14 protein-coding genes are annotated in these 15154 nt (G+C 66.9%); 12 read left to right on the top strand and 2 right to left on the bottom strand.

Annotated features, from left to right (window positions below):
- The first annotated feature begins 135 nt into the window (after positions 1-135).
- From JC616_RS10640 to mmsB, 6 genes are all read left to right on the top strand, one after another.
- A complete protein-coding gene (locus tag JC616_RS10640; protein WP_227108171.1) occupies positions 136-984 on the top strand; it encodes a 3-hydroxybutyryl-CoA dehydrogenase in 849 nt (282 codons plus the stop codon).
- Positions 985-1035: 51 nt separating this feature from the next.
- Positions 1036-2538, top strand: a complete 1503-nt coding sequence (locus JC616_RS10635) for a CoA-acylating methylmalonate-semialdehyde dehydrogenase (protein WP_227108169.1) — start codon at positions 1036-1038, stop codon at positions 2536-2538.
- A 13-nt stretch (positions 2539-2551) separates the two neighbouring features.
- Positions 2552-3712 (top strand): acyl-CoA dehydrogenase family protein, encoded by a 1161-nt coding sequence (locus tag JC616_RS10630; protein WP_227108167.1) that lies wholly within the window; start codon positions 2552-2554, stop codon positions 3710-3712.
- Positions 3713-3808: 96 nt separating this feature from the next.
- Positions 3809-4591 carry an enoyl-CoA hydratase gene (locus tag JC616_RS10625; RefSeq protein WP_107799241.1) on the top strand — a complete coding sequence of 261 codons (783 nt, stop codon included), beginning with the start codon at positions 3809-3811 and terminating at the stop codon, positions 4589-4591.
- A 24-nt stretch (positions 4592-4615) separates the two neighbouring features.
- On the top strand, positions 4616-5734 hold the full coding sequence (locus JC616_RS10620; protein ID WP_227108166.1) for an enoyl-CoA hydratase/isomerase family protein: 1119 nt from the start codon (positions 4616-4618) through the stop codon (positions 5732-5734).
- Between the two features lie 18 nt (positions 5735-5752).
- A complete protein-coding gene (gene mmsB, locus JC616_RS10615; protein WP_227108164.1) occupies positions 5753-6643 on the top strand; it encodes a 3-hydroxyisobutyrate dehydrogenase in 891 nt (296 codons plus the stop codon).
- Between the two features lie 102 nt (positions 6644-6745).
- Here the strand turns inward: mmsB and JC616_RS10610 are convergent, their stop codons facing one another.
- Positions 6746-8281: a mechanosensitive ion channel family protein gene (locus JC616_RS10610; protein WP_107799244.1), complete on the bottom strand. Its 1536-nt coding sequence runs from the start codon at positions 8279-8281 to the stop codon at positions 6746-6748.
- Between the two features lie 270 nt (positions 8282-8551).
- Positions 8552-9499, bottom strand: a complete 948-nt coding sequence (locus JC616_RS10605; protein ID WP_107799245.1) for a tRNA dihydrouridine synthase — start codon at positions 9497-9499, stop codon at positions 8552-8554.
- Positions 9500-9557: 58 nt separating this feature from the next.
- On the opposite strand from JC616_RS10605, the gene JC616_RS10600 reads away from it, so the two are divergent.
- From JC616_RS10600 to JC616_RS10575, 6 genes are all read left to right on the top strand, one after another.
- Entirely contained in the window at positions 9558-10004 is a 447-nt protein-coding gene (locus JC616_RS10600; protein ID WP_227108162.1) for a GNAT family N-acetyltransferase, read from the top strand.
- A gap of 87 nt (positions 10005-10091) precedes the next feature.
- Positions 10092-11036 carry a nucleoside hydrolase gene (locus JC616_RS10595; protein ID WP_227108160.1) on the top strand — a complete coding sequence of 315 codons (945 nt, stop codon included), beginning with the start codon at positions 10092-10094 and terminating at the stop codon, positions 11034-11036.
- Positions 11037-11051: 15 nt separating this feature from the next.
- Entirely contained in the window at positions 11052-11267 is a 216-nt protein-coding gene (locus JC616_RS10590) for a DUF1653 domain-containing protein (RefSeq protein ID WP_043593565.1), read from the top strand.
- A gap of 8 nt (positions 11268-11275) precedes the next feature.
- The gene (locus JC616_RS10585; RefSeq protein ID WP_227108158.1) at positions 11276-12229 is read left to right on the top strand and encodes a histone deacetylase family protein; all 954 of its coding nucleotides are present in this window, start codon (positions 11276-11278) and stop codon (positions 12227-12229) included.
- Positions 12226-12750, top strand: coding sequence for a peptide-methionine (S)-S-oxide reductase MsrA (gene msrA / locus JC616_RS10580; protein WP_227108156.1), 525 nt, complete (start codon positions 12226-12228; stop codon positions 12748-12750). The genes JC616_RS10585 and msrA overlap by 4 nt, the downstream gene beginning before the upstream one ends.
- A gap of 127 nt (positions 12751-12877) precedes the next feature.
- On the top strand, positions 12878-15154 hold the full coding sequence (locus JC616_RS10575; protein WP_227108154.1) for an ATP-binding protein: 2277 nt from the start codon (positions 12878-12880) through the stop codon (positions 15152-15154).

Here is a 15154-nt window from a genome sequence, read left to right as displayed (position 1 = left end):
TTCCTCTCCCGCCTCCCCGGCGCCGCCGGACCATTCGCGCAACATTCGCCGTTGCGCTTGTCATTGTTGATTGACGTTAACGTAAACGTCAAGCTATCTTGAATACAGCATAGAGCAAATAGTCGAGGAAACAACATGCAAGCCAAAATCGCAGTGGTGGGCGCCGGCACCATGGGCAACGGCATCGCCCAGGTCTTCGCCAGCCACGGTTACGAAGTGCGCCTGGCCGACGTCAGCCAGGCCGCGCTGGACAAGGGCCTGGCCGCCGTCGCCTCCAGCCTGGCGCGCCTGGTGAAGAAGGGCCAGCTAGCCGAGGCCGACGTCCCCGCCATTCTCGCCCGCATCCAGACCACCACCCGCCTGGCTGATCTGGCCGACCGCGACCTGGTAGTGGAAGCCGCCACCGAGAACGCCGCGGTCAAGGAAAGCATCTTCCGCGAACTGGCCGCCGTGGTGCGCCCGGACGCGGTGCTGGCGTCCAACACCTCGTCGATTTCACTGACCCGCATCGCCAGCTGGGTCAGCCAGCCGGAGCGCGTGGTGGGCATGCATTTCATGAACCCGGTGCCGGTGATGCAGCTGGTGGAAATCATCCGCGCGCTGCAAACCGGCGACGCCGCCTACCGGCTGGTCTACGAATTGAGCCAGGCGCTGGGCAAGACCCCGGTCACGGTCAAGGACGCCGCCGGCTTCGTTTCCAACCGGGTGCTGATGCCGATGATCAACGAGGCCGCCTTCACGCTGCACGAAAACCTGGCCAGCGCCGAGGACATCGACACCGTGATGAAGCTGGGCATGAACCACCCCATCGGCCCGCTGGCCTTGGCGGACCTGATCGGCCTGGACACCTGCCTGTCCATCATGGACATCCTCTACACCGAATTTCGCGACAGCAAATACCGCGCCTGCCCGCTGCTGGCCCAACTGGTGCAGGCCGGCCACCTGGGCCGCAAGAGCGGCAAGGGCTTTTACAGCTACGCCTGAGCCGGCGCCGCCGGCAACGGGCTTTATTCAAGATCAGACGGAGGCAGCACCATGACCCAGGCAGTCCCCACCATCAAATTGCTGATCGGCGGCGAATTCGTCGAATCCCGCAGCGCCGAATGGCGTGACATCGTCAACCCGGCCACTCAGGAAGTGCTGGCGCGGGTGCCGATGGCCACCCAGGACGAAGTCGACGCCGCCGTCAGCGCCGCCAAGACCGCCTTCGCCGGCTGGAAGAAAACCGCCATCGGCGCGCGCGCGCGCATCTTCCTGAAATACCAGCAGCTGATCCGCGAGCACATGAAGGAGCTGGCGGCGCTGCTGACCGCCGAGCAAGGCAAGACCCTGGCCGACGCCGAGGGCGACATCTTCCGCGGCCTGGAAGTGGTGGAGCACGCGTCCGCCATCGGCAATCTGCAACTGGGCGAATACGCGGAGAACGTCGCCGGCGGCGTCGACACCTATACCGTGCTGCAGCCGCTGGGCGTCTGCGCCGGCATCACCCCGTTCAACTTCCCGGCGATGATTCCGCTGTGGATGTTCCCGATGGCCATCGCCACCGGCAACACCTTTGTGCTCAAACCGTCGGAACAAGACCCGATGGTGACCATGCGCCTGGTGGAGCTGGCGCTGGAAGCCGGCATCCCGCCCGGCGTGCTCAATGTGGTGCACGGCGGCGAACAGGTGGTCAACGCGCTGTGCGACCACCGCGACATCAAGGCGGTGTCCTTCGTCGGCTCCACCAAGGTGGGCACCCATGTGCACCAGCGCGCCAGCCTCAACGGCAAGCGCACCCAGTGCATGATGGGCGCCAAGAACCACGCCATCGTGCTGCCGGACGCCAATAAGGAACAGGCGCTGAACCAGTTGACCGGAGCCGCTTTCGGCGCCGCCGGCCAGCGCTGCATGGCGCTGTCGGTGGCGGTGCTGGTGGGCGAGGCCCAGCAGTGGATACCGGAGCTGGTGGCCAAGGCGCGCGGCCTGAGCGTGGGCGCCGGCAAGGACAACCCGGACCTGGGCCCGCTGATCTCCTGCGCCGCCCGCGAACGCGTGGCCGGCCTGATCGGCCGCGGCGTGGAAGAAGGCGCGCGCCTGGAACTGGACGGCCGCGACATCCAGGTGGCCGGCTACGAGCGCGGCAACTTCGTCGGCCCCACCATCTTCTCCGGCGTCAAACCGGAAATGAGCGTCTACCACCAGGAAGTCTTCGGCCCGGTGCTGTGTCTGATGGCGGCGGATTCGCTGGACGACGCCATCGCCATCGTCAACGCCAACCCCAACGGCAACGGCACCGCGGTGTTCACCCAGAGCGGCGCGGCGGCGCGCAAATTCCAGGAAGAGATCGACGTCGGCCAGGTGGGCATCAACGTGCCCATCCCGGTGCCGGTGCCGCTGTTCAGCTTCACCGGCTCGCGCGGCTCCAAGCTGGGCGACCTCGGCCCTTACGGCAAGCAGGTGGTGCTGTTCTACACCCAGACCAAGACCGTCACCAGCCGCTGGTTCGACGACGCCGCCAGCGGCGGCAAGGTCAACACCACCATTTCGCTGCGCTGACCGGGAGCCCGCCATGGATTTCGCACTGACCGAAGAACAAATCGCCTTTCAGGACAGCGCCCGCGACTTCGCCGCCAGCGAGCTCGCGCCACGCGCCGCGGAATGGGACGAAGAGGAAACCTTCCCGCTGGAGGTGATCCGCCGCAGCGGCGAGATGGGCTTTCTCGGCCTGTACACGCCGGAAGCCTACGGCGGCCTGGGCCTGTCGCGGCAGGACTCCGCCATCGTCTTTGAAGAACTGGCCGCCGGCTGCACCTCCACCGCCGCCTATCTGACCATCCACAATATGGTCAGCTGGATGATAGCCAGCTTCGGCAGCCCGGAACTGGCCGAGCGCTGGGTGCCGCGCATGGTCAGCGGCGAGCTGCTGGGCAGCTACTGCCTGACCGAGCCCGGCGCCGGCTCCGACGCCGCCTCGCTGAAGACCCGCGCCGAGCGCAAGGGCGATAGCTATGTGCTCAACGGCTCCAAGATGTTCATCTCCGGCGCCGGCAGCACCCAGGTGCTGGTGGTGATGGCGCGCACCGGCGGCCCCGGCCCCAAGGGCGTGTCCGCCTTCGTGGTGCCGGCGGACGCGCCCGGCGTGCAATACGGCAAGAAAGAGAAAAAAATGGGCTGGAACAGCCAGCCCACCCGCGCCATCACCTTCGACAATGTGGAAATCCCGGCCGCCAACCGGCTGGGCGAGGAAGGCCAGGGCTTCGCCTTCGCGATGAAGGGCCTGGACGGCGGCCGCATCAATATCGCCACCTGCGCGGTGGGCACCGCCCAGGCCGCGCTGGCCGCCGCCCAGCGCTATGTGCAGGAACGCCAGCAATTCGGCCAGCCGCTGGCCGAGCTGCAAAGCGTGCAGTTCCGGCTGGCGGACATGCTGACCGAGCTGGTGGCCGCGCGGCAGATGGTGCGGCTGGCGGCGTGGAAACTGGACCAGGCCAGCCCGGACGCCGGCGCTTATTGCGCCATGGCAAAGCGGCTGGCCACCGATTTGAGTTTCAATGTGGCCAACAACGCGCTGCAACTGTTCGGCGGCTACGGCTATCTGAAGGACTTCCCGCTGGAACGCCATGTGCGCGACCTGCGCGTGCACCAGATTCTGGAAGGCACCAATGAAGTGATGCGGATGATCGTGGCGCGCAAGCTGTTGCAGGACGGCGCGCTGGAAACCCTGCGCTGAGCGAAGCCGGAAACATCCCTGATGCTGCGTTGCGCCGGCTCGCCGCGGGGTTTTCCGGCCTCCCTCATCCACACCGAATCCATAAAGGCATACGCTATGAATCACTACGCCCACCTGAACGTGGAAAAACGCGGCCACACCGCCGTGATCACCATAGACAATCCGCCGGCCAACACCTGGAACCGCGACAGCCTGAGCGCGCTGAAACGGCTGGTGGCGGACCTGAACGCCGACCGCGACATCTATGCGCTGGTGATCACCGGCCAGGGCGAGAAGTTCTTCTCCGCCGGCGCAGACCTCAAGCTGTTCGCCGACGGCGACAAAAAGGTGGCCACCGAGATGACCATGCTGTTCGGCGAGGCCTTCGAGGCCTTGTCCGCCTTCCGCGGCGTCAGCATCGCCGCCGTCAACGGCTATGCGATGGGCGGCGGCCTGGAGTGCGCGCTGGCCTGCGACATCCGCATCGCCGAAGAACAGGCGCAAATGGCGCTGCCGGAAGCCGGCGTCGGCCTGCTGCCCTGCGCCGGCGGCACCCAGAACCTGCCCTGGCTGGTGGGCGAAGGCTGGGCCAAGCGCATGATTCTGTGCGGCGAGCGCATCGACGCGCGCACCGCCGAGCGCATCGGCCTGGTGGAAGAAGTGGTGGCCAAGGGCCAGGCGCTGGACGCCGCGCTCAAGCTGGCGGAACAAGCCGCGCGCCAGTCGCCGTCCTCGGTGGCGGTGTGCAAGCAACTGGTGCAGCGCGCGCGGCTGCAGCCGCCGGCTCACAATCTGATCCACGAGCGCGAAGGCTTCATCAAGCTGTTCGACACCCAGGACCAGGGCGAAGGCACCCGCGCCTTCCTGGAAAAACGCGCGCCGCAATGGAAGAACGCCTGACCCTCACCCAAGGACGAATCCGCCATGTCCAACCTGGTACTGTTTGAAGAACTGCCGGTCCGAGGCGGCCAGCGCATCGCCATCGCCACGCTGAACGCGGAAAAATCGCTGAACGCGCTGACGCTGGACATGATACGGCTGCTGGACGCGCGCTTGAGCGCCTGGGAGAACGACGACGCCGTGGTGGCCGTGCTGCTGCGCGGCGCCGGCGACAAGGCCTTCTGCGCCGGCGGCGACGTGCGCTCGCTGCGCGCCGCGCTGCTGGAAGACGGCGAGGTCTATCCCAACCCGCACGCCGTCGCCTTCTTCAGCGAGGAATACCGGCTCGACTACCGCATCCACCGCTACCGCAAGCCGCTGATCGTATGGGGCGGCGGCATCGTCATGGGCGGCGGCCTGGGCCTGATGGCCGGCGCCAGCCACCGCGTGGCCACCCCGGCCACCCGCATCGCGATGCCGGAAATCACCATAGGCCTGTACCCGGACGTGGCCGGCAGCTGGTTCCTGCAACGGATGCCGGCCAAGCTCGGCCTGTTCCTGGGCCTGACCGGCGCGCCGCTGAACGCCGGCGACGCCTTGCTGTGCAATCTGGCCGACCATGTGCTGCCGGCCGACGGCCAGACCCCGCTGCTGACCGCGCTGCGCGATCTGGCCTGGGAGCAGCCGGCGGAACGCCACCACGGCCTGGTCAGCGCCCTGCTCAACGAGATGGAGCGCGACGTGGCGCTGCCGGAGGCCAACGCCGGCCGCAATCTGCTGGCGGTGCATCAGCTGATGAACCGCGGCAGCCTGGAAGCGGTGGCCGCCGCGCTGCGCGACACCGCCTTCGAAGACCCGTGGCTGGCCGGCGCCGCCAAGAGCTTCGCTCACGGCTGCCCGACGTCCGCCGCCGTCTGCTGGGAAATCTTCCAGCGCGCCAAACACCTGTCCCTGGCCGAGGTCCTGCGCATGGAGCTGGCGCTGTCGGTCAACTTCTGCGCCAAGCCGGACTTCCGCGAAGGCGTGCGCGCGCTGCTGGTGGACAAGGACCGCGCGCCGCAATGGCATTGCCGCGAGCTGGGCGATATTCCGCCGGGCTGGGTGGACAGCCATTTCGATTCGCCGTGGACGGAGGCCGACCACCCGCTGGCCGCGCTCCAATAACAATCGAGGAGAGAGAAGATGCAAACCATCGCCTTCATCGGCCTGGGCAATATGGGCGGCCCCATGGCCGCCAACCTGCTGAAGCAGGGTTATAAGTTGAACGTGTTCGACCTGTCCGCCGACGCGCTGGCCAAGCTGGTCGCCGCCGGCGCGCGCGCGGCCGCCAGCGCCGCCGACGCCGTCCGCGGCGCCGACGCGGTGATTTCCATGCTGCCGGCCGGCCGCCACGTGGAAGGCCTGTACCTGGGCGAGTCCGGCCTGTTCGCGCAACTGCCGGCCGGCGCCCTGGTCATCGATTGCAGCACCATAGACGCCGCCACCGCGCGCAAGGTGGCCGCCGCGGCCGACGCCGCCGGCCTCAAGATGCTGGACGCGCCGGTGTCCGGCGGCACCGCCGGCGCCGCCGCCGGCACCTTGACCTTCATCGTCGGCGGCGCCGCCGCCGAGCTGGAACGGGCGCGGCCTCTGCTGCAAGCCATGGGCAAGAACATCTTCCACGCCGGCGCCGCCGGCGCCGGCCAGACCGCCAAGATCTGCAACAATATGCTGCTGGGCATCCTGATGGCCGGCACCGCGGAGGCGCTGGCGCTGGGCGTGAAGAACGGGCTGGACCCCAAGGTGCTGTCCGACATCATCAGCCAGAGCTCCGGCCGCAACTGGGCCACCGAGCTGTACAACCCCTGGCCCGGCGTGATGGAGAACGCGCCGGCCAGCCGCGGCTACAGCGGCGGCTTCATGACTGAACTGATGCTGAAAGACCTGGGCCTGGCCGAGGAAACCGCGCTGCACAGCCACGCGGCCAATCCGCTGGGATCGCTGGCCCGCAATCTGTACGAGGAACACGCGCAGGCCGGCTTCGGCAAACTGGACTTCTCCAGCATCCTCAAGCACTTCCACCCGCTGGATTGAGTACTGTCGCGCGGCCCCGCCTTGGGGCCGCTGACAAGGCTCCGGAGACCAGCCGCCACGCATTTGGCGCGGCAAGCCCATCCAGGCGGTGCTGAATGACGGTCAATGCTTGGCCAGGCCGAAGAAACGCCGGATCTTGTCCACCAGCTCCGCCCGCTGCGGCGAGCCGTGGCCCTCCTGCCAATCCTGCGGCAGCTTGCGGGTGCGCTCGGCCAGGCGTTCCGCCAGAATCGACGAGATCGCCTCGGCCAACTCCTTGCGCGAACTCAGAATGGACTGGAAGGATTCCTTGTCCAGCCGCAGGCACTCCACATTGGAACGCGCGATCACGGTGCCGCTGCGCGCCTCGCCGGTCATCAAGCCCATCTCGCCGAAGAAATTGCCGCCCTCCAGCACGTCCACCAGCTTGCGGCTGCCGTCCGGCAGGTTCACCCACACCTCCACCTCGCCGCTGAGCATGATGTAGAGCCAATGCGCGACCGCGCCCTGATGCATGATGATGTCGCCGGTGACGAAGGGCGTGAACTTGAGCTGATCGGCCAACACCACCATTTCCTCGTCGTTGAGGCTGGTCAGCAGCTCCACCTTGCGCAGCGCCTGCACCCTCTCCTCCAGGTGCTTCTTCATCCGCGCTTCCATATACTTTTCATTGTCCTTGATGGTCAGCACATTGTAGTGCGGCGAGGACATTTTCAGATTATGGCGGCGCAAGGCGGCGTCGATATGGGTGCGCACCACGGAATCGGTCAGATCGTCGGCGGCGAGATCCGTCAGCCAGTAACGCACCGCGTACTTGCTGTAGCCGTTCTCGAAACCCATCAAAATACAGTTGGGCTCCGGCGACAAGGCCACGCCGGGCAGTTGCGCCTCGCGCAAGGAGCGCTCCACCACGGTGATGATCTGATTGGGCAGCGTGTCCCAATTGATGTTGAACCACACCCAGCGCCGCCATTGCAGCGGGCCGCCCTGGTGCTTGCCCAGGATGGCGAACTGCCCCTTCATCAGCTGGCTGTTGGGAATCACCACGGTTTCCCAGTTGCGGGTTTCCACCAGGGTGGCGCGCCAATTGATTTCCACCACCCGGCCGGACAGCTCGCCGGACTTGATCCAGTCCCCCACCTCCACCGAATTGTCCAGTTGCAGCGACAGACCGGCCAGGATATTGCCCAGCGTGTCCTGCATGGAAAACGCCAGCACGCCGGTGATCACCGCCGAGGTGGTGACGATGTGGCTCAGGTCCAGGCCGGCCAGGCGCAAGAGCACCAGGCCCCAGCCCACGCAGCCCAGCACCAGCAGGATGTCTTCCAGAATGCGCGGCGGATGCAGGCGCAGCAAGGGCAGGAACAAGCGCATCAACATCATCGCCCACAGCCGGATCAGCGCCAGGCCCAGCACGATGATGGCCACCTGCTTGATCCACTCCGCCACCGCCTGATCGCCCTGCGGACCCAGATTGATCACCACCAGCGCAACGGCGGCGGCCAGCAGCGAACGCAGCGTCGACTTGCGGGCTTCCGGCCGCAGCAGATAGAGCAAGGCGGCGCAGGCGGCCGTCAGCGCCACGAACAGCGTCAGACTGTCGTGCCACGCCTGAGGGATCAGCTTTTCCAGCCAGCTAACCGTCGGGGCCGTATCCATGCCGCCTCCGCGATGAAATCTTTGATGGGAAACCGCCGATGGCGGCGCCGCTGCGGCAGGGAAGAGGGGGAAACAACAGGCCGGCCGCTTTTCATTGATAGTCCATCGCGGCGGATAAAAAAAATCCCTCCCGTGTAGGGAGGGCTGCAAGGTATCGGGGAAGTGTAATCGCCGGAGCTGGGGAGCCGCCGGAATCACAGCGCCCTGCTATACCAGTGCAGCGCGCAATTGAATGCTACACATTCCCATAGCATTTAGATATGAGTACATTTACTTAGCAAGCATGTCTCGCAGTACAGGTTCCACATCGTCCGGCGTGGTCAGCCTGCGGATGCGCTCGAACAAGGCGCCGGCCTCGGGCCAGGTGCGCTTGAGCTGCCCCAGCCATTGCTTGGTGCGCGCCACCGGGTAGCGTCCGTCCTCGGACTGGACGCGGCACTGCAGAAACAGGTCCAGCACCCAGGGCTGCATCTCGCTCCAGGGCATGGCTTCGGCGCCGTCCCCGCGCTTGATGCGCAGCGCCAGGTCCGGGCAGGCCACCAGGCCGCGGCCTATCATCACCGTGTCGCAGCCGCTTTGCTCGCGGATGGCGCGGTAATCGTCCAGCGTCCACACCTCGCCGTTGGCCACCACCGGCACCGCCACGCTCTCGCGGATGCGGGCGATCCAGTCCCAATGCGCCGGCGGCCGGTAGCCCTCCACCTTGGTGCGGCCGTGCACCGCCAGTTCCTGCGCGCCGCCGGCTTCCAGCGCCCGCGCGCATTCCAAGGCCCGGCTTTTGTCTTCATAGCCCAGCCGCATTTTGGCGGTGACCGGTATTTCGGCCGGCACCGCCGCGCGCACCGCCTGGACGATCTGGAACAACAGCTCGGGATCGTTGAGCAGGACGGCGCCGCCGCGATGGCGGTTGACAGTGGGCGCCGGACAGCCGAAATTCAGGTCTATGCCCGGCGCGCCCAGGCTGGCGGCCTTGGCGGCGTTCTCGGCCAGACAGGCCGGGTCCGAACCCAGCAATTGCACCCGCACCGTGACGCCGGCGCGGGTCTTGCCGCCGCGCGCCAGCTCCGGGGCCAGCCGCATGAAAGTGCGGGTGGGCAGGAGCGCCGAGGTGACGCGGACGAACTCGGTCACGCACAGATCAATGCCGCCCACCCGGGTCAGCACATCGCGCATCGCCTCGTCCACCAGGCCCTCCATCGGGGCAAGAACCAATTTCATTGCAAACATCGCCGGAAAAAAGGCGAATATTGTACCGCAAAGCGGGGAAAGGCATTCAATGCAAATCGCCATCCGCCAGGCCGGCGCGGAATCCGTCCGCTGCTGGCTGCCCTTGTTTCTGGCTTATCTCGATTTCTATCAGGTCGCGCAGCCGGCGGAAGCCTGCGCCGCCTTCCTGGAACAGCGGCTGAGCACGGGCGAAGCGGTGGTCTTCCTGGCGGAAGACGCCGCCGGCGTCCAAGGCTTCGCCCTGCTCTATCCCGGCTTCTCCTCGCTCTCCCTGCGCCCGCACTGGCTGCTGCACGACTTGTTCGTATCGCCGGCCTGCCGCGGCGGCGGCGTCGGCCGCGTATTGCTGGAGCGTTGCCAGGCCCATGTCGCCGCGCTGGGCGGCGGCCTCACGCTGCAAACCGCGCACGGCAATCTGAACGCGCAGCGGCTGTACGAACAATCAGGATTTAAACTGGATAGCGAATTCCGGGTCTATGAATGGAGCCCCGGATAAGCCGGGCGCGCCGGAGCTCGCCTTGACGCGCCGCCAAGCGCTGCGGCATCCTTCGCCCCCTTGATGACATTGCCCAATGGAGCCGACATGAAACAGCATCGCGTCATCTTCGACACGGACCCTGGCCTCGACGACGCGGTCGCCATCCTGTTCCTGCTGGGCGCGAGCGCCGACATCGAGCTGCTCGGCCTGACCACGGTGGCCGGCAACGTGGGCGTGGAACTGACCACCCGCAACGCCCGCATCGTCTGCGAATGGGCCGGCCGCGGCGACGTGCCCGTCTACGCCGGCGCCGACCGGCCGCTGGTCCAGCCCTATCAGGGCGCCGAACACGTGCACGGCGCCAGCGGCCTGGACGGCGCGCCGCTGCACGAGCCCGCCATGCCGGTGCGCGCCGAACACGCAGTGGACTTCATCGTGGACACCCTGCGCCGCGAACCGGCCGGCAGCGTCACCCTGTGCCCGGTGGGCCCGCTGAGCAATATCGCGCTGGCCTTGCGCCGCGCGCCGGACATCGCAGCACGCATCGGCCGCATCGTGCTGATGGGCGGCGGCTATTTCGCCGGCGGCAATATGACTCCGGCGGCGGAGTTCAACATCCACACCGACCCGCACGCGGCCGACATCGTGCTGCGCTGCGGCGCGCCCATCGTGATCTTGCCGCTGGACGTCACCCACCAGGCCACGACCACGCCGGCGCGCGTGGAATGGCTGCGCGGCCTGCCCAACCGCTGCGGCCCGCTGGCGGCCGCGCTGCTGACTTCGCTGGAGCGCTACGATGTGCAAAAGCTGGGCCAGGACGGCGCGCCGGTGCACGACCCCTGCGTGATCGCCTATCTGCTGCGCCCCGAGCTGTTCCGCGGCCGCGAAGTCAACGTGGTGGTGGAACTGGCCGGCCACTACACCACCGGCGCCACCGTGGTGGACTGGCACGGCGAATCCGGCCGCGCGCCCAACGCGCTCTACCTGACCGAGGTGGACTCCGACGGCCTGTTCCAGCTGATGGCCGACGCCCTCTCCCATCTGCCGTAAACCCAAGGAGGCCCCATGAAAATCGCTCCCGGCATTTATCGCCATTACAAAGGCCCGCTCTATGAAGTGCTGGGCACCGCCACCCACTCCGAAACCGGCGAACTGCTGGTGATGTACCGCGCGCTCTACGGCGAATTCGGCCTGTGGGCGCGCCCGGCCGGCATGTTCGAGGAAAGCGTCGCGCACGAGGGCCAGACCCTGCCGCGCTTCGCCCTGGTCAAGGCCTTCTGAGCGCCTCGATGCGTATTTTCCGCACCGATCAGTTCGCGCTGCCGCTGCCGCCCGGACACCGTTTCCCGGCGCAGAAGTACGTCTTGCTGGCGCAGGCCGTGGCCGGCTTCGCCGCCGAGGCGATGGACGCCGCGCCGGCGGCCAGCCGCTACGAGCTGGCGCTGGCCCACGACGACGCCTACCTGGACAAGGTGTTCAACGGCGCGCTCAGCGCCGCCGAGCAGCGCGAGATCGGCCTGCCCTGGAGCCCGCAACTGCTGGAACGCAGCCGCCGCTCGGTGGGCGCCACCATCGCCGCCGCCCGCTGGGCGCTGACGCGCGGCTGCGGCGTCAACCTGGCCGGCGGCACCCACCACGCCGGCCGCGCGATGGGCAGCGGGTTTTGCGTGTTCAACGATATCGCCGTGGCCGCGCGGCTGATGCTGGACGAGGGCCTGGCCCGCCGCGCGCTGGTGCTGGACCTGGACGTGCATCAGGGCGACGGCACCGCGGCCATCACCCGCGGCGACGCGCGCATCTTCACCTTCTCCATGCACGGCGCCGGCAATTTCCCCTTCCGCCGCGAAGCCGGCGATCTGGATATCGAACTGCCGGACGGAACCGGCGACCAGACCTATCTCGCCGCCCTGGCCGAACACTTGCCGCGCCTGTTCGCCGCCGATCCGGACCTGGTCTTTTACCTGGCCGGCGCCGATCCCTACGCCGGCGACCGCCTGGGCAAGCTGGCGCTGAGCCGGGACGGCCTGGCCGCGCGCGACCGCATGGTGCTGGAAGCCTGTCGCCAGTCCAAAGCCGCCGTCGCCGTCGTCATGGGCGGCGGCTACGCGGTGCCCATAGAAGACACCGTGGCGATCCAGACCGAAACCGTGCGCCTGGCCTGGCAAATCTTCGGCGCCGAGGGACAGATCGCCCGCCCCGGCGCGACTCATACACACCCACCCCGTCAATGGAGTCCGACATGAAAACCGCAACCTTCGCCGGCGGCTGCTTCTGGTGCATAGAAAGCGCCTACAATCGCCTGGCCGGCGTCCACAGCGCCGTATCCGGCTATACCGGCGGCCCCGGCGCCGACCCCAGCTACAAGGAAGTCTGCGCCGGCCGCAGCGGCCACGTGGAAGCCGTGCAAATCCGCTACGATCCCGCCCAGATAGACTACGACACCCTGCTGCGCGCCTTCTTCGCCCTGCACGACCCCACCACCCTCAACCGCCAGGGCAACGACGTCGGCCCGCAATACGCGTCGGTGCTGTTCTATCACGACGAGGAACAACGCCAGGCGGCGGAGCGCATGATGGCGGAGCGGGCCGGCGATTACCCGGCCCCCATCGTCACCCGGCTGGAAGCCGCCGCGCCCTTTTATCCGGCCGAAGACTATCACCAGCAATACTTTGATCAACATGGCCACGAACCCTATTGTCAAATGGTGGTTGCGCCAAAATTGGCCAAGTTTCAGCAATATTTTTCTGTTTACTTGAAGAAATAAGCCACACCCTGCCAGGGGCGAGCCCAGCTCCCGGCTTGGTTCGCGCGCCCCGGGCATCGCCGCTATAATCCGGCTCAGTAGCGGCGATGCCCAGATTGGCTGCGCGCCGGACGAACCCAATCTCCCCATGGCAGACAAGCACAGCATCATCACTGCATTCCGCACCGCCCTCACCCGTCACCTGGACCTGTTGCGCACCGCCTCCCCGCGCGGACGCCTGGCCTGCGCCGTGTTGTGGCTGCTCACCTTCGCCCTCTTGCTGGGCCAATCGGTGGCGCTGGACCTCAACCAGCAGCATCAGGAGCACCAGCAGGTGCACGGCCTGATTCTCTCCAGCCTGCAAACCCGGCTGCAGGAAAGCGAGATGCTGCAACAAAGCGTGGTCGACATCGTCGATCAGGAAAACAGCCTGCGCGAACAACGCATCCGCCTCTTGGTGGAATCGCTGGCGCGCGAACAGCCGCAGCTCTACTTCATCGGCTACCAGCCGCTGGTCAGCCACGCCTACCGCCGCGAATTCGAGCGCATGCGCAGCCAGCTGCAAGGCCAGCCCTACCGCATCCGCGACTACCAGCACCAGCAGGACAACGCCTGGGACCAGCAGCAAGCCTGGCGGCTGGCGGCCAAACGGCCGCGCTACCTGCCGCTGAGCATGGCCGAACCCGGCCTCGCCTCGGACGACTGGCGCGAAATGGGGCTGGACCTGCTGGCCGACAGCGTGCTGGCGCCCACTGTCCACCGCGCGATGGGCCAGGGCGAAGCGGTGTCCCCGGTGCTGCGCCTCAACAACGGCAAACAGGGCCTGGCCTTCTTCTCCGCCGTCTACAACACCGAAGCGCCGTCCCCGGTGCCGCTGGTGCGCAGCGAACAGACCGCCGGCATGGTGGTGCAGGTGCTGTCCCTGGACAGACTGGTCAGCCTGACCCCCAATATGGCGACGCGCTACAGCGTGGCGCTGCAACGCAAAGACAGCGCGCCCAGCGGCTACGACCCGCTGATCTACCGCCACCAACAGCAGGACCGGCCCGGCTGGCTGGCGCAATGGCTGCTGCCGGCGCTGGAAATCCGCAAAAGCCTGGACACCCCCTATCTGCCCTACGAGCTGACGGTGCGCCGCCAGCTCAGCTTCGACCGCACCGCGCCGCTGGAGCTCTTGCTCAGCGCCCTCTTCTCCATGGTGCCGGCCTACTTGCTGCTGATCATCCTGGCGCTGCTGGCGCAAAACCGCCAGGCGCAGGAACAGGCGCAAGACCGGCTGCACCGCGAGCGCGAATACGCGATGGTGGCGCTCAGCGGCATCAGCGACGCGGTGATCAGCATCGACATCGACCTGAGCATCCGCTACCTCAACCCGGCGGCGGAAACCCTGCTCGGCCTGAAGGCGCTCGACGCCGCGCAACGCAAGCTGCACCAAGTGGTGAGGCTCAACTACGAATTTGCGCGCCAGGTGGAGGAAGACCCGGTGCACAAGGCCATCCAGCGCCGCGAAACCGTGCTGCTGGCGCAAAACTGCTACCTGATACGCAGCGACGGCGAAAAACTGCTGATCGAAGGCTCGGTGTCCCCGCTGCCCGGCCGCGACGGCCGGCTGATGGGCGCGGTGCTGACCTTCCGCGACACCGCCCCCATCCGCCGCCGCATGCTGGCGGCGCTGGAAGCCAGCGAAACCCGGCTGCGCCAGCACGAAATGGAGCTGGCCCGCGTCGCCCGCATCAACACCATGGGCGAGATGGCCTCCGGCATCGCCCACGAGATCAACCAGCCGCTGTCCGCCATCATGAGTTACTGCCAGGCCGGGCTCAGCCTGCTGGAAGACGAAGAACCGGACATGGCCATGCTGCGCCGCGCGCTGGACTCCTCCGTCACCCAGGCCAGCCGCGCCGGCCAGATCATCCAGCGCCTGCGCGAGTTCGTGATCAAGAAAACCCAGCAATTCAACCCCATAGACCTGAACCAGGTGGTGGGCAATGCGCTCAACCTGCTGGAATACGAACTGAAAACCCACGATATTCATATTGAGCAGAATATTTGCCACGACCTGCCATTGGTCTACGCTGACAACATACAACTGGAACAAGTGGTGCTGAACCTGATGCGCAACGCGCTGGACGCCATGGAAACCGTCGCCCCCTGGGGGCGGCTCAGCATCGCCACCAGCCTGAACGGCCGCTGGATCCGGCTGAGCATAGGCGACAACGGCGCCGGCATCGCGCCGGAATTGCTGGACCGCATCTTCGCGCCCTTCTTCAGCACCAAGGCCAGCGGCATGGGATTGGGCCTGGCCATCTGCCAGACCGCCATAGAAGCGTTCGGCGGCAAGCTGAGCGCGCGCAATAAATCAACCGGCGGCGCGGAATTCATCATTGAACTGCCGCAACGGGACGCGCCGCCGTCAACGGGGTAA

The organism is Chromobacterium rhizoryzae, from assembly GCF_020544465.1.
Taxonomy (GTDB): Bacteria; Pseudomonadota; Gammaproteobacteria; order Burkholderiales; family Chromobacteriaceae; genus Chromobacterium.
Note: the sequence above shows the minus strand (reverse complement) of the source record. Positions and strands in the feature narration are given on the sequence as shown.